Source organism: Streptomyces sp. NBC_00872, assembly GCF_045161915.1.
GTDB lineage: Bacteria > Actinomycetota > Actinomycetes > Streptomycetales > Streptomycetaceae > Streptomyces.
Window position 1 is genome coordinate 1,598,238 of sequence record NZ_CP108806.1, and the last position, 23,984, is coordinate 1,622,221.

At 72.7% G+C, this 23,984-nt stretch carries 1 protein-coding gene; it reads right to left on the bottom strand.

All coding sequences use genetic code 11. The annotated features are described in order from the left end of the window. Entirely contained in the window at window positions 1-23,958 is a 23,958-nt protein-coding gene (locus OG214_RS06875) for a non-ribosomal peptide synthase/polyketide synthase (protein WP_405984171.1), read from the bottom strand. Between the last annotated feature and the right edge of the window lie 26 nt (window positions 23,959-23,984).

Genomic DNA, 23,984 nt, shown 5'->3' on the forward strand with positions numbered 1-23,984 from the left:
TCAGTCCTCCTGGTGGGAAAGGGTGGTGCCACCGGCGTCGCCGGAGGCCTCGGCGATCCTGGCGGCCAGGATCGGTCCGATCTGGGCCAGTGATCCCGCTTGGGTCATCTGGTCGTGCCGGGTGGTGATCTCGTGGGATTCGATCCGGCCCGTGATGTACGGGCGCCAGACCTCTGGACCGGCGTCGTCGTGGCCCCGGTCGATCGTGGAGTTGAACAGCAACAGGTCCCCCTCGTACCTGCCGGGGACGAAGTCGACCGCCAGCTTCGCGTTGTTGATCATGATCTGGACGATCACCTCGACCTGCCGCTCGTTCAGGCCGGCCAGCGCGCTGCCCCGCCGGTTCAGCACCTCGGCGACCTCGGCGTAGGTGATCTCCTGGTCACCCAGCTCGTCCGGGTCGACGTCGAGCACCCCGACGAGCACGTCCCGCACGGTGGGCACCGGCTCCTCCTCGAACCGCACGTCCTTCACCGGATAGGCGTCGAGGATCGCCAGCAGCGCGGTCCGCTCGCCGCGCGCCTGCAGTTCGCAGGCCAGCGCGTGGGCGATCAGCCCGCCCGCAGACCAGCCGAGCAGCAGGTACGGGCCCTCCGGCTGGATCTTCTGGACGTGGTCGGCGTAGTCCGCCGCCATCTCCTCGTAGGACGTCGGCAGCGGCTCGGGCCGGCCGAGGCCGCGTGCCTGGATCGCGTAGACCGGGTGCCGCGGACCGAGGTGGTTCAGCAGCCCGCTGTAGGACCAGCTGATGCCGCCGCCGGGATGGACGCAGAACAGTGGTGTGTCCACCCCGGTAGAACGCAGTGGCAGCAGCACATCCAACGCGTCGTCCGGATCGTTCATGGCCAGGCGTTCGGTGAGTCCGGCCACGGTCGGCGCCTCGAACAGCATGCGCAGTCCCAGCTCCAGGCCGAGGATCTCGCGGACCCGGGAGGCCAGCCGGGCGGCCAGCAGCGAGTGCCCGCCCAGGTCGAAGAAGCCGTCGTCGATGCTCACCTGGTCCCGGCCGAGGACCTCGGCGAACAGGCCGCACAGCAGTTGCTCCTGCGGCGTCCGAGGGCCGCGCCCGGTGTCCGACGCCCCGTAGTCGGGGGCGGGCAGGGCGGCTCGGTCCAGTTTGCCGTTGGCGGTCAGCGGCAGCGTGTCCACGGTGACGAACGCCGCCGGCACCATGTAGTCGGGCAGTTCTCGGCGCAGCCGGCCGGACAGCTCGGTCGTCCCGGGTGCGCCCTCGGGCGCGGGCACCAGGTAGGCGACCAGCCGCTTTTCTCCCGGCCGGTCCTCACGGGCGACCACGGCAGCCTGGGCGACACCCGGGCAGCCGGCCAGGACGGCCTCGACCTCTCCGGGCTCGATCCGCAGACCGCGCAGCTTGACCTGGTGATCGACGCGTCCGGCGAACTCCAGCGTGCCGTCGGGGAGCCACCAGGAAAGGTCACCGGTGCGGTACATACGGCTCCCGGCCGGCCCGTACGGGTCGGCGGTGAAGCGCTCCGCCGTCAGGCCGGGCCGGCCGAAGTAGCCGCGGGCCACACCCGTTCCCGCGAGGTACAGCTCACCGACCATGCCGGTCGGCACCGGCCGCAGCCGGTCATCAAGCACGTAGGCACGCATGTTCGCCATCGGTCCGCCGATCGGCACGGTCGCGGCGTTCTCGGGGAGGCTGTGCACCGGGTGACAGGTGGCCAGGGTGGTTGCCTCGGTGGGCCCGTAGCCGTTGACCACCTCGATGCCCGGACAGGCCGCGAGCACCCGGGCGGCAGCGGCCGGGGAGACCACGTCGCCGCCGGTCCACATTTCCCGCACCCCGGCGAGCAGGCCCGGTCGCTCCTCGGCGACCAGACGGAACAGTCCGGCGGTCAGCCACAGTCCGGTCACCCCGTGCGTGGCGATCGTGTGCTGCAGCAGGTCGAGGTCGAGCTGCTCGGGCGGTGCGATCACGATCCGGCCCCCGTTGAGCAGCGGAACCCACAACTCGTAGGTCGAGAGGTCGAAGGCCGTCGGGGAGTGCATCAGCACCCGCTCATGTCCGCCGCCGCGCCATTCGGGGGTCAGCGCCAGGCCCACCACGTCCCGGTGGGTGACGGCCACGCCCTTCGGCCGGCCGGTCGAGCCGGAGGTGTACATGATGTACGCCACCTGCCCCGGTTCGCAGGAGACGTCGACGCCGGACGCGTCGGCGGCCGCAGACCGCGTGAGTGCGGCGAACACCTCCGGGGTGAGCACCAGGGCGGCCCCGCTCTCCCGCATGATCAGGTCGATCCGGGAGGACGGGAAGCGGGAGTCCAGCGGTACGTAGGCGCCACCCGCCTTGACGATCGCCAGGATGGCCACGACCAGCTCTGCCGAGCGGTCCATCAGGACCGCGACCGGCGTCTCCGCCCGTACGCCCTGGTGGATCAGCGCCCTTGCCAGGCGGTCGGCCCGCAGGTCGAGCTCCGCGTAGGTCAGCTCGGTGCCGCCCGCCACGACCGCGACCGCGTCCGGGTCGGCCCGCACCTGACGGGCGAACAGCTTCGGCACCGAGGCCGACGGCAGCTCCACGGCCGTGTCGTTGAAGCCGTACAGCAGCCTGTGGCGTTCGGCGTCGGACATGAGGTCGATCCGGCTGATCGGCCGGTCGGGGTCGGCGACCGCCGCGCGCAGCAGGCGGGCCCAGCGCTCGAACAGCAGCTCCACCGTGGACGCGTCGAACAGGTCGGTGGCGTACTCCACCGCGCCGACCAGACCGTCGGCGCCGCCGTCCGGGCGGAACCGCTCGGCCAGGCTGAACGTCAGATCGACCCGGGACGTGCCGGTCGGCGCCTCCAGATGGCCCGTCTCCAGTCCTGGCAGGGCGAACTCGCCGAGCGGCGCGTTCTGCAGGGCCAGCATGACCTGGAACAGCGGGTGGTGGGCCAGCGACCGCACCGGGTTGGCCACCTCGACCAAGTACTCGAAGGGCACGTCCTGGTGGTCGTACGCCGTGAGCGCCTTCTGCCGCACCCGGCCGAGCAGTTCGCTGAAGCCGGGGTCGCCGCTGGTGTCGGTGCGCAGCACCAGGGTGTTGACGAAGAACCCGACGAGCTCGTCCAGTGCCTGGTCGGTACGGCCGGCGATCGGGCTGCCGATCGGGATGTCCGTACCGGCACCGAGCCGGTTGAGGAGAGCGGCGAGACCGGCCTGGAGCACCATGAACATGCTGGCCCCGCGCGCGGTGGCCAGGTCGCGCAGTGCCTGGTGCAGTTCGGGGTCCAGCCGGACCACGACCCGGTCGCCCTGCTGGGAGGCCACCGGCGGCCGGGGCCGGTCGGCGGGCAGCCGCACCTGCTGCGGAATTCCCGTCAGCTCGTCCTTCCAGTAGGCCAGTTGACGGGCGAACAGACTGGCGGGATCGGCGGCGTCGCCGAGCAGGTCGCGTTGCCAGCGGGTGTAATCGGCGTACTGCACCGGCAACGGGGACCACTGCGGCTCCTCGCCCCGGCAGCGCGCCGCGTAGGCCGTCGCGAGGTCGCCGGAGAGCGGCCCCATCGACCAGCCGTCGGCGGCGATGTGGTGCACCACGACCAGCAGCACGTGCCGGTCGGGGGCGAGCGCGTAGAGCTCGGCCCGGATCGGCGGCTCCGCGGCCAGGTCGAAGCCGCGCCGGGCCGTGTTCGCCAGGCGCTCGGCCAGCCGGCTCTCGTCGAGTTCGACCACCGGCAGCGCCGGGTGTGCCTGCGCGGTGCTCAGCACGACCTGGTACGGGACGCCGTCGGTCTCGCGGAAGACCGTCCGCAGGCTCTCGTGCCGGGCGATCACGTCCGCGAGCGCGGCGTGCAAGGACGACCGTTCGAGGCTGCCGGTCAGGCTCAGCGCGAGCGGCATGTTGTAGGTGGCGCTCGGTCCGTCCATCCGGTGCAGGAACCACAAGCGGCTCTGGGCGAAGGACAGTTCCAGGCGGTCCGGGCGGGGCCGGGCGGTCAGCGCGGGCCGCGCCGCTCCGGAACCGTCCAGGTGGGCCGCCAGCCCGGCCACCGTCGGGCTCTCGAACAGGGTCCGGACCTCCAGCTCCGCGCCGAGGGCCGCCCGGACCCTGGAGGCCAGGCGGGTCGCCAGCAGCGAGTGTCCGCCGAGGTCGAAGAAACTGTCGTCGACCCCGACCTGTGCCAGCCCGAGCACTTCGGCGAACAGCTCCGCGAGGACCTGCTCCTGCGGAGTGCGAGGCGCCCGTCCGGCAGCGGCCGGACCGAGGTCGGGGGCGGGCAGTGCGCGGCGGTCGCGCTTGCCGCTGGCCGTCAGCGGCAGCGCGTCCATCGCGACGAACGCCGACGGAACCAGGTAGTCCGGCAGCCGCTCGCGCAGCCAGTCCCGGAGTTCGCCGAGGAGGGCGCCGGTGCCACGGCTGCCGGCCGGCCGGTTGGTCAGCGAGGACAGCGCCCGGCCTGAGGCCCCGGCCGGGCGGCTCGGCTCGGCCGACGGACCGTGGAGCGCCCGCGGACCGGCGAGGACGACGTCCACGGCGTCGGCAGCGGTGGCCGACCAGGTGACGGCGACCGTGCGGTCGAACTCCCTGCCGAGGGCATGGAAGTCCTCCGGGTCGGGGACGTCGCTTCCCTCCGGGGCGTGCAACCGCTCCAGCAGTTCCGCGAGCGGTCCGTCCTCGTCCTGCAGCGCCCGGACAAGGGCGGCTTCCCCCACCACACGGCGGTTCGGCACCCCGGTGATCCGCAGCACCCCGGCGGGCGGCTGGGCGAGCAACTCACGCAGCTCGGCCGGTCCGGTGATCTGCCGCCCCCACGCCAGCTCGACGGACCCGGTGGGGGTCTCCGGGGTGACGGGTGGCTTGTGCAGCGTCACGTCGTAGCGGTACCGGGTCAGTTCGTTGTGGTGGCGGCCGCGCTTGACCTCCACGGCCATCGCGCCGATGTCCGTGCCGTTCTGGCGCAGGACGGTGAAGAAGTCCGGGTCGACCAGCAGTTCTTTCTCCACCCTGAGAGCCCGCTCCACCGCGCGGCGCACGGCCGCGCGGTCGGCGCCGTCGCCGGCCCGGTGCAACTCGACAGCGGTGGCCAGCGGGCGCAGCAGCCGCAGATTGCGGACGTCGCCGACGAAGAGCGCGCCGCCGGGGGCGAGCAGCCTCATCAGCTTCCCGATCACGTCCGCGAGGTAGTCGGCGGACGGGAAGTACTGCACCACCGAGTTGATCACGATGGTGTCGAACTCCCCGGCCGGCAGCCCGTCGGTGTCGTGCGCCGGACGGGTCTCCAGCACCACGCGCCCGGCCAGCCGCTCCTCCCCCGCGACCTGGGCGGTCAGGGCGTCGATCGCGGTGGCGGAGAAGTCGGTCGCCCAGTAGGTCTCGCAGCGGGGCGCGATCTGCGAGAGCAGCAGACCGGTGCCGACGCCGACTTCCAGCACCCGGCGCGGGTTCAGGGCCAGGATGCGGGTCACCGTCGCGTCCCGCCATTCCCGCATCTGCTCGGCAGGGATCGGGCCGGCGTCGTAACTGCTCTTCCAGCCGATGAAGTTGTGGCCGAAGGCCGCTTCGCCGGGGGCGATGGGCAGGGCGTCGTAGACGTCCTGCCACTCGCCCACGTGGTCCGCTTCCAGGGCGCTGTCCCGGGCCGTGTCCTGGCGCGGGACGACGTAGCCGACGAGCCGGTCGTCCTGGGCCGCGACGGCGGCCTGGGCGACGGCGGGGTGTTCGGCCAGTGCGGTCTCGACCTCGCCGAGTTCGACGCGGAAGCCGCGGACCTTCACCTGGTCGTCGGCGCGACCGGCGTATTCCAGCTGGCCGTCGCCCAGCCGGCGCACCAGGTCGCCGGTGCGGTACATACGCTCACCGGGTCCGAACGGGCAGGCGACGAACCTCCCCGCCGTCAGGCCCGGCCGGTGAAGGTATCCGCGCGCCAGGCCCGCGCCCGCGACGTACAGCTCCCCCGTCACGCCCGGCGGCACCGGTCGCAGACGGTCGTCCAGCACGTACACACGGGCGTTGGCGATCGGCCGGCCGATGGGCGGCAGGCCGGACCCCGGGGACAGCGGGTCGCTCATGGTCGCGCACACCGTGGTCTCGGTCGGACCGTACGCGTTGATCATCCGGCGGCCCGGCGCCCAGCGCTCCACCAGCTCCGGCGGGCACGCCTCACCCGCCACCACCAGCGTCGACACGGTCACCGTGCCGTCCGGCACAGCGGCGAGGACGGACGGGGGCACCGTCACGTGGGTGGCGCCGAGGCCCGGATCGGTCAGAGCGGCGACCGGATCGGCGGCGGGGGGCAGCATCAGGGTGGCGCCGCCCAGCAGGGCGGTGAAGATCTCCGACACCGAGGCGTCGAAGCTGGGGGAGGCGAACTGGAGCACCCGGCTGCCGGGTTCGATCGCGAAGCGCTCGATCTGTCCTGCGACCAGACTCGCGACACCCCCGTGGCCGACCACGACGCCCTTGGGGCGGCCGGTCGAGCCCGAGGTGTAGATCACATAGGCCGGGTGCCGGACATCGAGCGAGACCTCCGGATCGGTGTCCGGCCAGTCACCCTCGACCACCATGGCGGCGTCATCGACCACCACGGCGGGACAGGCGTCGTCCAGCATGAACGCGATCCGCGACCGCGGATAGGCCGGGTCCACCGGCAGATACGCGGCCCCCGCCTTCAGCACACCCAGGACCGCCACCACCCATTCCACAGAACGCGGCAGGGAAACCGCCACCACCTGCTCCGGACCGACACCCCCGGCGATCAGCGCACGCGCGAACCGATTCGCCCGCGCATCGAGTTGCCGGTACGTCAGCTCGACCTCACCACAGACCAGCGCGATCGCATCCGGCGCCGCCGCCACCCGCGCCACGAAGGCCTGCGGCAGCGGGACGGCGCCCACGTCCCGGGCGGTGGCGTTGTCGCGTTCCAGCAGCCGGTGCCGTTCCTCGGCGCCGAGGAGGTCGATTTCTCCGATCGGCAGCTCGGGGTCAGCGGTGACGGCCTCCAGCAGGAGCGTCCAGCGCCGGACCAGGGCGGCCACCGTCGAGCGGTCGAACAGGTCGGTGGCGTACTCGACCGCGCCGGCGATTCCGGCCGGGCTCCCGTCGGGACCGAACTTTTCGACCATGCTCACGCCGAGGTCGAACTTGGCGGTCCGGGTCGCGACCGCGTAGGTGGCGACGTCCAGGCCGGGCAGCGAGAACCGGCCCATCGGCGCGTTCTGTACGGCGAGGATGGTCTGGAACAGCGGGTGGTGGGAGAGTGAGCGGGACGGGTTCAGCGCCTCCACGAGATGCTCGAACGGCACATCCTGGTGCGCGTACGCCGACAGCGCAGTCTCCCGCACCCGGCCCAGCAACTCGACAAAACTCGGATCACCACTCGTGTCGGTACGCAGCACCAGCGTATTGACGAAGAACCCGACCAGATCGTCCAACGCCTCATCCGTACGCCCCGCGATCGGACTCCCGATCGCAATGTCCGTACCCGCACCCAACCGCGTGTACAACGCCGCCAACGCCGCCTGCAGCACCATGAACAGACTCGTCCCGGTACTCCGCGCCAACTCCGTCAGCGTGGCATGCAGTTCGGGGTCGAGTTCCAGGTCGATGTGGTCCCCGTGCCGGCCTGCGACAGCCGGGCGGGGGCGGTCGGCGGGCAGCGCGAGCAGCTCCGGCAGGTCGGACAGCTGCCGCTTCCAGTAGCCGAGCTGCTCGGCGAACCGGCTCTGCGGGTCGGCGGCGTCGCCGAGCAGTTCGCGCTGCCACAGTGTGTAGTCGGCGTACTGCACGGGCAAGGCCGGCCGGCTGTCCGTCCGGCCCTCGCAACGGGCCGCGTAGGCCTCGGCCAGGTCGCGGGCCAGTGGCCCGGTGGACCAGCCGTCAGCGGCGATGTGGTGCATGACCAGCAGCAGCACGTGTTCGTCCGGCGCGAGAGCGAACAGCTCCGCCCGCAGCGGCGGCTCCGTCGCGAGCTCGAAGGGCTGCCGGGCGGACTCGGCGAGCTGCTCGGGCAGTTCGCCCTGTGTCACCTGGGCCGGCCGGTCCCGGAGGCGGACCGCGGCCGGGTCCAGCACGCGCTGGCAGGGTACGCCGCCGATCTCCGGGAACACCGTCCGCAGGCTCTCGTGCCGGGCCACCACGTCGGCCAGCGCTTGATCCAGTGCGGGGCGGTCGAGTGTTCCGGTCAGCCGCAGCGCCAGCGGGATGTGGTACGTCGCGCCGGCGGCGTCCATACGGTGCAGGAACCAGAGCCGGCGCTGGGCGAAGGAGAGCGGCACTGCCTCGGGCCGCTCGTACGGGGTCAGCGCCGGGCGGGCACGGCCGGCCTCGGCCAGCGCCTCGGCCAGGCCCGCCACGGTGGGCGCCTGGAAGAGTGCGCGCAGCCCGAGTTCCACGCCGAGCACCGAGCGCACCCGGGCGACCAGCCGGGTGGCGAGCAGGGAATGCCCGCCCAACTCGAAGAAGCCGTCGTCGACCGAGACCCGCTGCACGCCGAGCACCTCCGCGAACAGCTCGGCGAGGATCTGCTCCTGCGGCGTGCGCGGCAGCCGCCCGCTCCCCGCCGGAGCGGCTTCGGGCACGGGCAGCGCCGCCCGGTCCAGCTTGCCGTTGGGCGTCAGCGGCAACGCGTCCAGCACCATGAAGACGGCCGGCACAAGGTAGTCCGGCAGCCGCTCGCGCAGGTGCGCCGCCAGCTCCGCGGGACGGGCGGCCAGGCCGTGCCGGGCCACCACGTAGCCGACGAGCCGGTCGCCCTGGGCCGCGACGGCGGCCTGGGCGACGGCGGGGTGTTCGGCCAGTGCGGTCTCGACCTCGCCGAGTTCGACGCGGAAGCCGCGGACCTTCACCTGGTCGTCGGCGCGACCGGCGTATTCCAGCTGGCCGTCGCCCAGCCGGCGCACCAGGTCGCCGGTGCGGTACATCCGGGTGCCCGCCGGCCCGAACGGGCAGGCCGTGAACCGTCCCGCAGTCAGGCCCGGCCGGTCCAGGTAGCCGCGCGCCAGACCGGGCCCGGCGACGTACAGCTCTCCGGGCACGCCCGGCGGTACGACACGCAGGCGCTCGTCCAGTACGTACGTCCGGAAGCCCGCGACCGATCGGCCGATCGGTGGCACGCCGGACCCCGGGGACAGCGGGTCGCTCATGGTCGCGCACACCGTGGTCTCGGTCGGACCGTACGCGTTGATCATCCGGCGGCCGGGCGCCCAGCGCTCCACCAGCTCCGGCGGGCACGCCTCACCCGCCACCACCAGGGTGGTCGCCGTGAGTTCGGCGCCGTCCAGTGCGGCCAGGGCGGAGGGCGGCAGCGTCACATGGGTGACCGCGAACCGGCGGTCTGTCAGGGCCTCCAGCGGAGCCTCGGCAGGGGCCAGTACGAGGGAAGCGCCGGTGAGCAGCGCACTGCACAGGTCCCAGAAGGACGCGTCGAAGCTGGGCGAGGCGAACTGGAGCACCCGACTGCCCGGCGCCACGGCGAGCCGGTCGACCTGCGCCGCCACCAGGCCCGACACACCGGAGTGGCTCACCACGACGCCCTTGGGGCGGCCGGTCGAGCCCGAGGTGTAGATCACATAGGCCGGGTGCCGGACATCGAGCGCGACCTCCGGATCGGTGTCCGGCCAGTCACCCTCGACCACCATGGCGGCGTCGTCGACCACCACGGCGGGACGGGCATCATCCAGCATGAACGCGATCCGCGACCGCGGATAGGCCGGGTCCACCGGCAGATACGCGGCCCCCGCCTTCAGCACACCCAGGACCGCCACCACCGACTCCACAGAACGCGGCAGGGAAACCGCCACCACCTGCTCCGGACCGACACCCCCGGCGATCAGCGCACGCGCGAACCGATTCGCCCGCGCATCGAGTTGCCGGTACGTCAGCTCGACCTCACCACAGACCAGCGCGATCGCATCCGGCGCCGCCGCCACCCGCGCCACGAACATCTCAGGCAGGCTCTCCTCGGCCGCTCCCTCTTCGACCGCGGGCAGCAACTCGCCGCGCTCCTCGGCGGACAGCAGATCGATCCCGCCGATCAGCCGGTCGGGTGCGGCGGCGACCGCGGCCAGCAGCCTGGTCCACCTGGCGGCCAGGATTTCGACCGTCGCACGGTCGAACAGGTCGGTGCTGTACTCGACCGCACCGCTGAGTCCGGCCGGCTCGCCGTCGGGACCGTACTCCTCCGCGAACCCGAAGGTCAGGTCGAGCCGCGCGGTCCCGGTGAGCACGGCCACCCCTGAGACCTGGAGTCCCGGCAGTTCGAAGGCGCCGCCCGGCGCGTTCTGCACGACCAGACCGGTCTGGAACAGCGGGTGGTGGGACAGCGAGCGGGACGGGTTCAGCGCCTCCACAAGATGCTCGAACGGCACATCCTGGTGCGCGTACGCCGACAGCGCAGTCTCCCGCACCCGGCCCAGCAACTCGACAAAACTCGGATCACCACTCGTATCGGTACGCAGCACCAGCGTATTGACGAAGAACCCGACCAGATCGTCCAACGCCTCATCCGTACGCCCCGCGATAGGACTCCCGATCGCAATGTCCGTACCCGCACCCAACCGCGTGTACAACGCCGCCAACGCCGCCTGCAGCACCATGAACAGGGTCGCCCCCGATCGTCGTGCCAACTCCACAAGTGCCGCGTGCAGCTCGGCATCGATGCGGAGTTCCAGCACGTCACCGCTGTACGACATGGCGGCCGGGCGCGGCCGGTCGGCGGGCAGTCGCAGTTGCTCGGGCACACCGGCCAGCGTCCGCGTCCAGTAGGCGACCTGGCGGGCGAACAGGCTGTCGGCGTCGTCCTCGTCGCCCAGGATCTCGTGCTGCCACAGGGTGTAGTCGCCGTATGTCACGGGCAGCGGTGGCCATGCCGGAGCCCCGCCACCCCGCCGGGTGCTGTAGGCGGCGGCCAGGTCACGGGCTAGCGGGCCCATGGACCAGCCGTCCCCGACGATGTGGTGCATGACCAGCAGCAGTACATGATCGTCCGGCGCGAGTGCGAGCAGTTCCGCCCGCAGCGGCACCTCCGAGGTCAGGTCGAAGCCGCGCACCGCCGCCTCGCGCAGGAGCGCGGACAGCTCGCTTTCCTCAGCCGTGCGCACGGCCAGGGGGACGGCGATCTCGGCGGTGTCGAGCACCCGCTGGTAAGGAATTCCGCCGGTGTGCGGGAAGACGGTGCGCAGGGTCTCGTGCCTGGCCACCACGTCCACGAGTGCGGCGCTCAGCGCGGTCCGGTCGAGGTCTCCGGACAGCCGCAGGGCCAGCGGCATGTGATAGGTGGCGCTCGGCGCCCCGAACTGCTGGAGGAACCAGAGCCGGCGCTGGGCGAACGACAGCGGCATCAGTTCGCGGCGGGGCCTCGGCACCAGAGCCCGCCGCGCGGTTCCAGCGTCGTGCAGTCCGGCCGCCAGCCCGGCCGCCAGCCCGGCAGCGGTCGGGGTCCGGAACAGAGCGCGCAGCTCCAGTTCGACCCCGAGGGTCGCCCGGACTCGCGAGACCAGCCGGGTGGCGAGCAAGGAGTGCCCGCCCAGCTCGAAGAAATCCTCGTCGACCCCGACCGCGGCGAGGCCCAGCACCTCGGCGAACAGCTCGCACAGGATCTGCTCCTGCGGTGTGCGCGGTGCCCGGCCGCCGGCGGCCGGGCCCGGCTCCGGCGCGGGCAGCGCCGCCCGGTCGAGCTTGCCGTTCGATGTCAGCGGTAGCGAGTCGAGCAGCACGAACGCGGACGGAACCAGGTACTCCGGCACCCGGTCGCGCAGGAACGCCGCCAGCGCCGGCACGGTCGCCCCGGCCGCGTCCGAGGGGACGACGTACGCGACGATCCGGTCCTCCCGGGCAAGTACCGCGACCTGGGACACGCCCGGGTGCGCGGTCAGCTCGGCCTCGATCTCACCCGGCTCGATCCGGAACCCGCGCACCTTGACCTGGTGGTCGACCCGGCCGACGAATTCCAGCTCGCCGTCGGCACGCCAGCGCACCAGGTCGCCGGTGCGGTACATCCGCGCGCCCGCCGGGCCGTACGGATCGGCGACGAAGCGCCCGGCGCTCAGTCCGGGCCGGTTCAGATAGCCGCGAGCCAGCCCCGCTCCGGCCAGGTACAGCTCGCCCAGCACACCGGAGGCCACCGGTCGCAGCGCCGAATCCAGCACATAAGTCCGGCAGTTGGCGATGGGGCGGCCGATCGGCACCGGCAGCGGGCAGTCGGCCGGGTCGGGCGGAAGCGCGTATGCGGTGATCACGTGTGTTTCGGCGGGTCCGTAGTGGTTGTGCAGCACCCGGCCCGGCCTGCGGGCCTGGAAGCGGCACATGGCACCGCTCAGCCGCATGGCCTCTCCGGCCTGGGCGACCAGCCGCAGGTGCGGCAGGTCCAGCCCGGCTTCCTCGGCGGCTTCGGCCAGCGCCTCGACCACCAGATTCGGCGCGAACAGCTCCTCGACCCGGTGCCGGTCCAGCCAGTGGGCGAGCAGCTCCGCGCTGCGGCGCTGCTCCTCGGTCGGCACCACCAGGGTCTTGCCGTACAGCAGCGCGGAAAGCGTCTCCTGCACCGAGACGTCGAAGCTGATCGCGGTGAACTGCGCGGTGCGCGTGCCGGGTTCGCCACCGACGGTCCGGTGGTGCCACTCCAGCAGGTTCGACAGTGCCGCGGCGGGCATCTCGATGGCCTTGGGCCGGCCGGTGGAACCGGAGGTGTAGATGACATAGGCGGGATGCCGGGAGTCCGAGGGGACGGCCGGATCGTGCTCCGGCAGCTCGTCGGCCGGTGTGACGGCCGCGAGGTCGTCGAGCACGACCGCCGGGCGGGCGTCCTCCAGCATGTACGTGATGCGGGCGGCCGGGTAGTCAGGGTCGATCGGCAGGTACGCCGCGCCCGTCTTGAGCACGGCGAGGACGGCGACCACCAGCTCGGCCGAACGCGGCAGTCGCAGGGCGACGACCTGCTCCGGGCCCACGCCTCGCGCGATCAGAGCGTGGGCCAGGCGGTTGGCCCGGCGGTTCAGCTCGCGGTAGGTCAGCACGGTGCTCTCGAACACCACGGCCGGGGCCTCCGGAGTCGCCCGGACCCTTGCCTCGAACAGCGCGGGCAGGGTGGCGTCAGGAATTGGGCAGGCCGTGTCGTTGCGGGCGACCAGCAGCTCGCGCCGCTCCTCGGCGGTGAGGACATCGATCCGGCTCAGCGGACGCTCCGGGGCGGCGACCACCGCCGCCAGCAGCCGAAGCCACCGGGCGACCAGTGCCTCCACCGTGGCGGGGTCGAACAGGTCGGTGCTGTACTCGACCCGCCCGATGATGCCCTCGGGCGGCCCGCCGGTGCCGCCGCGCTCCAGCAGGTGGAAGCCGAGGTCGAACATCGCCGTCGGCGTCCGTACCAGGACGACCTCGGCGGTCAGACCGCTCAGCTCGAACTCGGTGCGGGGCACGTTCTGCAGCGCGAGCAGTACCTGGAACAGCGGCTGCCGGGTGAGGGACCGGGACGGGTTCAGGGCCTCGACGACATGCTCGAACGGCAGGTCCTGGTGCGCGTACGCGCCGAGTGCCCCCTCCCGGACACGGACCAGCAGGTCGGCGAAGGACGGGTCGCCGCTGGTGTCCGTGCGGAGCACCAGGGTGTTGACGAAGAACCCGATGAGGTCGTCCAGGGCCTGGTCGGTGCGGCCCGCGATCAGGCTGCCGACCGGGATGTCCGTGCCCGCACCGAGTTTGTCCAGCAGCGATGCCAGGGCGGCCTGCAGCACCATGTACACGCTCGCGCCGTGATCCCGGCCCAGCCGGACCAGGCCGGCGTGGAGTTCCGCGTCCAGTTCGACCGCCAGATGGCCGCCGGAGCAGGAAGGTGTCGCGGGGCGGTGGCGGTCGGCGGGGAGCCGGATCTGCTCCGGCAGGTCCGCGAGTGTCCGCGTCCAGTAGTCGGTCTGACGGGCGAACAGGCTGTCCTGGTCGGCCGCGTCGCCGAGCAGCCGGTGCTGCCACAGGGTGTAGTCGGCGTACTGCACGGGCAGTGACGCCCACCGCGGCGCCCCGCCCTTGCGGCGTGCCGCGTACGCGGTGGCCAGGTCGGCGGCCAGCGGACCCAGCGACCAGCCGTCACCGGCGATGTGGTGCATCACCAGGAGCAGGATGTGCTCGTCCGCCGCGACCCCGAACACTTCGGCGCGCAGGGGTGGTTCGACAGCAAGGTCGAATCCGCGCGCAGCGGCTCCCGTCAGCAGTTCCGGCAGGGTCGACTCGTCGGCCGGGGTGACCGACAGCTCCGGGCGCGCCTCCCCCGCGGCCAGTACCCGCTGGTAGGGCACGCCGTCCGTGGCAGGGAAGACCGTGCGCAGGGTTTCGTGCCGGTCGACAAGGTCGCCCAGCGCCGCCTCCAGGGCCGCCAGGTCCAGCGGTCCCGAGAGCCGCCACGCGAGCGGCATGTTGTAAACCGACTCGGCGCCCTCCAACTGGCGCAGGAACCAGAGCCTCCGCTGAGCTGACGACAGCGGCACCAGCTCGGGCCGCTCCGCCCGCCCCAGGGCGAGCCGGGCCCGGTCCGCGCCGCCCAGCCCGGCGGCCAGCCCGGCCACGGTCGGGGTACGGAACAGGGCGGACAGAGCCAGCTCCACGCCCAGCGTCGCACGGACCCGGGCCACCAGCCGGGTGGCGAGCAGGGAGTGCCCGCCGAGATCGAAGAAGTCGTCGTCGACACCGACCTGGGGCAGGCCCAGTACCTCGGCGAACAGCCCGGCCAGCACATGCTCGTGAGGAGAGTGCGGTGCCCGGCCGGCCGGCGTCGCGCCGGACTCGGGCTCGGGCAGGGCGCGCCGGTCCAGCTTGCCGTTCGGGGTCAGCGGCAGAGCGTCGAGGGAGACGAAGGCGGCCGGCACCATGTATTCCGGCAGCCGCTCGCGCAGGTGCGCCCGCAGGTCCTCCGCCCTGAGCTCCGCCGCGGTGGCGGTCTGCAGGTAGGCGACCAGACGGGGGCCCTGCGCCCGGTCCTGCCGGACGATCACGGCGGTACGCGCGATCCCCGGGTGCTCGGCGAGGACGGCCTCGATCTCGCCGAGTTCCACCCGGAAGCCGCGGATCTTCACCTGGTCGTCGGTGCGGCCGAGGAACTCCAGGTTTCCGTCCGGGTTCCACCGCACCAGGTCACCCGTGCGGTACATCCGCGAGCCGTCCGGCCCGAACGGGTCCGCGACGAACCGCCCCGCGGTCAGACCCGGCCGGTTCAAATAGCCCCGCGCCAGGCCCGCACCGGCGATGTACAGCTCACCCGGCACATCTGCGGGCACGGGCCGCAACGCGGCGTCGAGCACGCGCAGTTGTACGCCGCCGAACGGTCGGCCGATCACTTGGCACGGACTCGACGCCAGGTGTGCGACGACAGAGTCCACCGTGCACTCGGAGGGCCCGTAGTAGTTGAGCGAGAGCACCCCGTCGGCTGCCCGCAACCGTTTCCACAGCTGGTCCGGAACGGTTTCCCCGCCCAGCGCGACCACCGAAGGACGCCATCGCGGGTCGTCCAGCAGACCGTGTTCGACCAGCACCTGCAGATAGGAAGGGGTGCCGCCGACAGTGTCCAGCCCGGCCCGCACGGCGTACTCGAAGTAGGCCTCCGGGTCGGACCAGGTCGCCTCGTCGACAACGTGCAGCTCCTGGCCTGCGAACAAGGCGAACAGTTGGTCGCAGGAGCCGTCGAACGACACGGATGTGGTCAGCCCCACACGCATCCGCTTCCCCGTCCGGAAGACCAGCGGGTTCTGGTTGGCGAAGAGGTTGGCCAGGCCGCCGTGGGTCGCCACCACGCCCTTGGGCCTGCCGGTGGAACCAGAGGTGTAGATCACGTAGACCGGGTGGCTCGGATCGACGGCCACCATCGGGTCGGCCGCCGGGCAGCCCGCCACCAGGGCGGCCGTCTCCGGCTCGTCTAGCACCAACTGGTCGACCGTACTTCCGTCGGGCAGCCGGCCCAGGGTGCGGGTGTCGGTGACCGTCAGAACGGGGCGGGCGTCGTCGAGCAGGTAAGCGATCCGGGCGGCCGGGTACTCGGGGTCCACCGGGACGTACGCCGCGCCGGTCTTCAGCACCGCGAGGATCGCCACCACCAGCTCGGCCGACCTCGGCAGGGCCACCGCCACCAGCCGCTCCGGCCCCGCGCCCCGCGCGATCAGCGCGTGCGCCAACCGGTTCGCCCGCGCGTCCAACTCCGCGTACGTCAGAGACGCTTCCGGCCCCACCACCGCGAGGGAGTCGGGAATCGCGCGCACCTGGGCCCGGAACAACTCCGGGAGGCTCGCGGTGTGGGCCTGGGCCGCCGGGCCAGTACCCAGCGCCGTCAGCTCTCCGCGCTCCTCGGCGGTGAGCAGGTCGAACCGGCTGAGCGGCCGCCGCGGGTCGGCGACCGCGGCGCGGAGCAGCCGCTCCCACCGCCCGATCATCGTCTCGACGGCGGCCGGGCCGTACAGGTCGCGGGCGTACTCGACGGCCCCGTCGATCCCCTCCGGGGAGCCGTCCTCCGCGTGCCGCTCGGACATGGTGAAGATCAGGTCGAGTTTGGCCGTGGTGGATGTCGACGGCATGTCGTCGACGCGCAGGCCGGGCGGCGCGAAATCGGCCCGGGGCGCGTTCTGCAGCACCAGCATCACCTGGAACAGCGGGTGGTGCGCCAGCGACCGGGGTGGATTCAGGACCTCGACCAGGTATTCGAACGGCAGGTCCTGGTGGGCGTATCCGGCCAGCGCGGTGTCCCGGACCCGGTCCAGCAGCTCGGCGAACGCCGGATCGCCAGAGGTGTCGGTACGGAACACCAGGGTGTTGGCGAAAAAGCCCACCAGTTCGTCCTGCGCCTGATCGGTCCGGCCGGCGACCGGGCTGCCGACCGGAATGTCGTCGCCCGCGCCGAGCTTGCTCAGCAACGCCGCCAGCCCTGCCTGGAGCACCATGAACAGACTGGTCCCGTGCGCACGGGCGAGCGCGCGAAGGCCGCGGTGCAGCTCGGCGTCGAGACCGGCGAGCACAGAGGCGCCCCGGTGCGAGGCGACCGCCGGGCGGGGCCGGTCGGTGGGCAGCTGGATCCGCTCCGGCAGACCGGCCAGCTGCCGGGTCCAGTAGTCCGCCTGGCCGGCGAACAGGCTGTCCCTGTCGGTGGAGTCGCCGAGCAGTTCGTGCTGCCACAGGGTGTAGTCGGCGTACTGGACAGGCAGTGGGGCCCACTGCGGCTCCTGGCCGCGGCAGCGCGCCGCGTAGGCGGCGGTCAGACCCTGCGCGAGCGGGCCCAGCGACCAGCCGTCGCCCGCGATGTGGTGGAGCACCAGCTGGAAGACGTGCTCGTCCGGCGCCAGCTCGAACAGCCCGGCCCGCAGCGGCACATCGGCAGCCAGATCGAACCGGCGGTCCTTGGCCGCCGCCATCAGAGCGGGCAGCTCGGCCTCGGTGGTCCGGTTCACGAGCAGCCGTGGGCGGGCCGCCTCCGCGTCCAGCACCTGCTGGTGCGGTACTCCGCCCACCGCCGGGAGGATGGTGCGCAGGCTCTCGTGCCGGGCCGTCACGTCCGCCACGGCGGCCTCCAGGGCACGCCGGTCCAGATCCCCGGACAGCCGCCAGGCCAGGGAGATGTGGTAGTTCGCGCTGACCCCCTCCAGCTGGTGCAGGAACCACAACCGCCGCTGCGCGAAAGACAGCGGGATCACCTCGGGGCGCTCACGCCGGACCAGGGCGGCCTGCGCCGGCCCGGCCGCTGCCAGGGCGGCGGCCAGACCTGCCGGGGTCGGCGCCTCGAACAGGGTGCGCAGCGGCATCTCCACGCCGAGCGTCGCGCGGATCCGGGCGGCCAGGCGGGTGGCGAGCAGCGAGTGCCCGCCCAGGTCGAAGAATCCGTCCTCGACGCCGGCCGACGCCACCCCCAGGACCTCCGCGAACAGCTGGCAGAGGATCTGCTCCTGCGGGGTGCGGGGCGCACGGCAGGTGGCCGCCGGGGTGAGGTCGGGAGCGGGCAGGGCCCGATGGTCCAGCTTTCCGTTGACGGTCAGCGGCAGTGCGTCCAGCATGACGAACGCCGACGGCGTCATGTACTCCGGCAACCGCTCGCGCAGGTGCCCCCGCAGGTCGGCGGAGCTCGGTGCGGCGCCCGCGGCCGGCACCAGGTACGCGGCCAGCCGGGTGTCGTCGGACCGGTCCTGCCGTGCCAGGACGGCGGCCTGGGCGATGCCGGGGTACGCGGCCAGCACCGCCTCGATCTCGCCGAGCTCGATCCGGAAGCCGCGCACCTTCACCTGCTGGTCGGCCCGGCCGACGTAGCGCAAACCGCCGTCCGCCGAGCGGCGCACCACGTCGCCGCTGCGGTACATCCGCGACCCCGGTGGTCCGAACGGGTCCGCCACGAACCGCCCGGCGGTGAGGCCCGGCCGGTTCAGGTAGCCGCGCGCCAGGCCCGCGCCCGCAACGTACAGCTCGCCGGGCACGCCCGGGGCCACCGGCCGCAGGCCGTCGTCGAGCACATACGCCCGCAGGTCCGGGAGGGGCGCGCCGACATGGCCGGCGGCGGTCCCGGACCGGTCGAGGGCCGCGTACGTGACATGCACCGTGGTCTCGGTGATGCCGTACATGTTGACCAGCCGCGGCGCGTCCTGCGCGTGCCTCTGGTACCAGCTCGCCAGCCGGGCGTGCTCCAGCGCCTCGCCGCCGAACACCACCGTGCGAAGGGCAAGTCGGCGGCTGGTCTCCGGGGCCTCCGCGTCGGCCCGCATCAACTGGTAGAAGGCGGACGGCGTCTGGTTGAGCACCGTCACCCGCTCGTGGGCGAGCAGTTCCAGGAACCGGCCGGGCGAGCGGCTGGTGTCGTGGTCCACGACCACCAGGCGGCCGCCGTGCAGCAGCGGGCCCCACAGTTCCCACACCGAGAAGTCGAAGGCGTAGGAGTGGAACAGGGTCCACACGTCCTCGGCGGAGAAGCCGAACAGCTCCCGTGTCGTGTCGAACAGGCGCACCACGTTGCGGTGCGGGACCACCACGCCCTTGGGGTTGCCGGTGGAACCGGAGGTGTGGATGACGTAGGCGGCGTGGCCCGGGGCGACGGCGACTCCCAGGTCCGTGTCCGGCAGCCCGTCCAGGTCTGCGGTGTCCAGCAGCAGCCGGTCCACGTGTTCCGCTCCCGGCACTTCTCCGGTCCGGCTCGTCGTCACGAGCAGGGCGGGCCGGGAGTCCTGGAGGAGATAGGCGATCCGGGCGGCCGGGTACTCCGGGTCCACCGGTACGTACGCGGCGCCGGTCTTCAGTACCGCGAGCACCGCCACGACCAGCTCCGCCGAGCGTGGCAGGGCCAGCGCCACCAGCTGCTCCGGCCCCACCCCCCGGTCGGTCAGGGCGTGCGCCAGCCGGTTGGCGCGGGCGTTCACCTGGCCGTACGTCAGAGTGACCTCGCCGTCCGTGAGGGCGGTCGCGTCCCGGTTCGCCCGCACCTGCCGCTCGAACAGCGCGGGGAGGCTGCTCCCCGGCAGCTCCCCGCCCTGGTCGGAGCCGGCCGGCAGCAGTGCCCCGAGCTCGTCGGCGGACAGCACGTCCACCTGGCCGATCCGTCGGCCGGGGTCGGCGACGACGGCGCGCAGCAGCCGCAGCCACCGCTCGACGAGCCCGGTGACGGTGGCCGCGTCGAACAGGTCGGTGCTGTACTCCACCACGCCCGACAACCCGTCCTCGCCGGGCTGTTCGGCCAGGACGAAGGTCAGGTCGCACTTGGCCGTCCCGGTGGGGACCAGGTCGGTCGCCACCCGCAGGCGCGGCAGGTCGAAGGAGCCGGACGGAGCGTTCTGCAGGGTGAGCATGGTCTGGAACAGCGGGTGGTGCGCAAGCGTCCGCGTCGGGTTCAGCGCCTCTACGAGGTGCTCGAACGGCACCTCCTGGTGCGCGTACGCGGCCAGCGCGTCCGAGCGCACCCGGCCCAGCAGTTCGGTGAACGACGGGTCACCGGAGAGGTCGGTACGCAGCACCAGGGTGTTGACGAAGAAGCCGACCATGTCGTCCAGGGCCTCGTCGGTGCGTCCCGCGATCGGAGTGCCGATCGGCACGTCGGTACCGGCGCCCAGCTTGCCCAGCAGGGCGGCCAGGCCGGCCTGGAGCACCATGAAGAGGCTGGCTCCGCCGTCGCGGGCGAGTTCGCGCAGGTTCCGGTGCAGTTCGCCGTCCATCCGCACCGGCAGGTGGGCACCCCGGTAGGACATCGCCGCCGGCCGGGGCCGGTCGAAGGGCAGCTCGACCTGCTCGGGCAGGCCCGCCAGTCGCTCCCGCCAGTAAGCGAGTTGGCCGTTGAGCAGGCTGTCGGGGTCGGTGCCGTCACCCAGCAGGTCCTGCTGCCAGAGGGTGTAGTCGGCGTACTGGACCGGCAGCGGTGACCACTCCGGCTCCGCCCCCTCGCTGCGGGCCGCGTAGGCAGTCGCCAAGTCCCGCGAGAGCGGGCCCGTCGACCAGCCGTCGCCGGCGATGTGGTGCATCAGCAGCAGCAGTACGTGCTCCTCGGTGCCGAGCCGGAACAGTTCGGCACGCAGCGGCGGCTCCTCGGAGAGCTCGAAGCCGTACCGCGCTGCCTCCGCCAGCCGGTGAGGCAGGTCGCCCTCGCCGAGTTCGGTCACCCGCAGCCGCGGCCGTGCCGCGTCGATGCCGAGCACCCGCTGGCATGGCACGCCGTCGACCACCGGAAAGACGGTGCGCAGGCTCTCGTGCCGCTCCAGCACGTCCGACAGGGCGGCTCGCAGCGCGCGCTGGTCCAGGCTTCCGGACAACCGCAGAGTCAGCGGGATGTTGTAGGTGGCACCCGGGCCCTCCATGCGGTGCAGGAACCACAGTCGGCGCTGCGCGAAGGACAGTGGGACCGTCTCGGGCCGCTCGCGCCGCCCCAGAGCCGGGCGTGCCCGCCCCGCGACGTCCACCGCGGCCGCCAGCTCCGCCACCGTCGGCGCGTCGAACAGATCGCGCAGCCTCAGCTCCACGCCCAGCACGGACCGCGCCCTGGCGATCAGCCGGGTGGCGAGCAGGGAGTGCCCGCCGAGGTCGAAGAAGTCGTCGTCGACACCGACCTGCGGCAGTCCCAGCAGCTCGGCGAACAGCCTGGAGAGCAGGTGTTCGACGGCGGTGCGCGGTGCGCGGCCTGGTGCGACGGTCTGCGGCTCGGACGCCGGGAGGGCGCGCCGGTCGAGCTTGCCGTTCGGGGTCAGCGGCAGCGCGTCCAGCGTCACGAGCGCCGACGGCACCATGTACTCGGGCAGGCGCTCCCGCAGCCAGGCCCGCAGTGTGTCCGTGTGAACGGCCTGCCCCGCGGCGGGTACGGCGTAGGCGATCAGCCGGGGTGCCTCGTCGGTGCGCACCGTGACAGTGGCCCGCGCGATCTGCGGGTGCTCGGCGAGGACCGCCTCGATCTCGCCGAGTTCGATCCGGAAGCCGCGGATCTTCACCTGGTCGTCGGTACGGCCGAGGAACTCCAGGTTTCCGTCCGGGTTCCACCGCACCAGGTCACCCGTGCGGTACATCCGCGAGCCGTCCGGCCCGAACGGGTCCGCGACGAACCGCCCCGCGGTCAGACCCGGCCGGTTCAGATAACCGCGCGCCAGCCCCGCGCCTGCGATGTACAGCTCACCCGGCACACCGGCCGGCAGCGGCCGCAGGGCGCCGTCGAGCACGTGCAGCCGGGCGTTGGTGACAGGCCGGCCGATGACCGGGCGCGGGCTCGATGCCGTGGGCGCTGTCACCGAGTTGACGGTGCACTCCGAGGGTCCGTAGAGGTTGAGACAGGAGGCCCCGTCCGCGGCCCGCAGCCGCTGCCAGAGCTGCTCGGGGACGGCCTCGCCGCCCGCCGCGACGAGCCGGGGACGGCGCTGCGGATCGTCCAGCAGACCATGGGCGACGAGGACGTGGAGGTAGGAAGGGGTGGCTTCGACGTAGTCCAGCCCGCAGCGCGCCGTGTAGTCGACGAAGGCCTCCGGGTCGGTCCAGGTCGCGTGATCCAGGACGTGCAGCTCGTGGCCCGCGAAGAGGGCCATCAGCTGGTTCCAGGAGGCGTCGAACGACACCGAGGTGGTCAGCGCCACCCGAAGCCGCCGCCGGTTCTCCAGCAGCGGTGCGAACTGCGCCAGCCGGTGGTCGGTGAGCAGGTCGAGCAGACCGCCGTGCGTTGCCACCACGCCCTTGGGCCTGCCGGTGGAACCGGAGGTGTGGATCACGTAGGCCGGGTGGCTCGGATCCGCGGCCACCATCGGGTCCGACACCGGGCAGCCCGCCACCAGGGAGGCCGTCTCGGGGGCGTCGAGCATCAGCCGGTCGACCGTACCGCCGTCGGGCAGACGCTTCCCGCCGCGGGTGTCGGTCACCACCAGGGCCGGGCGGGCGTCGTCGAGCAGGTACGCGATCCGGGCGGCCGGGTACTCGGGGTCGACCGGAACGTACGCCGCACCGGTCTTGAGCACCGCGAGGATCGCCACCACCAGCTCGGCCGACCTCGGCAGGGCCACCGCCACCAGCCGCTCCGGCCCCGCACCCCGCGCGATCAGCGCGTGCGCCAACCGGTTCGCCCGCACGTCCAACTCCGCGTACGTCAGAGACTCGGCGCCGCACACCAACGCGACGAGGTCCGGAGTCGCCCGGACGTGCTCCCGGAACAATTCCGGCAGGCTCCCGGTCGAAGCCGCCGCTGTCGGTCCGGTGCCGAGGGCCGCCACTTCGCGGTGCTCCTCGTCCGTGAGCAGGTCGATCCGGCCGACCGCCTCGTCCGGGTCGCAGTCCGCGACGGCGTCGAGCAGGGCGAGCAGCCGCTGCTGGTGCGCGGCGAGGTCGTCGTCGCCGTACGCCTCGGGCGCGCCGTGCAGCCGGAGAAGCGGTGGATTGCCGTCCCGGTAGTCGAAGAGCCAGACGGCCAGGTCGGTGGTCGACCCCGAGACGAAGTGGTGAACCGAGGCGGGGTGCCCGGCGAAGCTCGGCCTGGCGTTGAAGGCCATGATGTTGACGATCAGCGGGAACGCCGTTCCGATGCCGCCGGGCGCGCCCAGGTCGCGCAGCAGGTCCTCGCTGCGGTAACGCTCGTGCGCGACGGCCGACTCCACCTCCCGCGCCACCTGGGCGAGGAGAGCGCCCCACGGCATGTCCGGTCGCACGGTCAGCCGCAGGGGCACCACGTTGGACATCGTGCCGGGCACCGACATCAGGTCGCGGCCGGAGCCCCGACGGGCGGTGACGGGGAGGGCGAGCACCACGTCCTGGGCGCCGCTCAGCCGGTGGGCGTAGAGCGCCGTCGCCGCGACCACCACCCGGGACCACCTGACACCGGCCCGGCCCGCCGCCGCCCGCAGTGCCTCGGGGCTCCGCAGCTCCAGTTCCCCGGCCACGCGCAGGGCCCGGTGCGGGTCGGTCGCGGAGGTGTCGGTGAGCCGTGTCGGGGCGGGCAGATCGGTGAAGCGTTCGGTCCAGTAGGAGCGGTCGGCGGTGAAGTCGGCGGACGAGCGATAGGCGGTGTCGCTGTCGACCAGGTCCCGCAGCGAGCCGAACGGGCAGGGCGGTACAACACGGTCCTCGGCCAGCGCCGAGTACACCTCGCCGACCCGCTGCCGGACCATGGAGCTGCTGATCGCGTCCAGCACCAGGTGGTGGTAGTTCAGGTACCAGAGGAACTCCGTCGGCGACAGCCGGATCAGCGCATGGCCGAACAGCGGATCGCGGGCGAGGTCCAACGGACGGGCGAGGTCCCGCTCCATCCAGTTCATGGCCGCCGCCCGGGGATCCGGCTCTGCGCCGAGGTCGAGGTGGACGGGCGCCCAGTCCCAGGTCTCGCGGAGGATCTGGCGCGGGCCTTCACCGTCGTCGACGAAGGTCACGTGCAGGGCGTCGACCTCGTCGACCACCCGGCGCAGCGCGGCTTCGAACAGCTCCGGGTCGACCGGCCCGTGGATCTCCAGGCATTCGCCGACGCGGTAGCCCGGGACAGGCGTCCGGGAGCTCTGCTCGGCGAGCCAGATCTCCCGCTGGGCCGCGGTCAGGGGAAGGACGTCTCCGTCGCGACGGGACATGGGGGTACCTCCAGAAGTATGGGCGG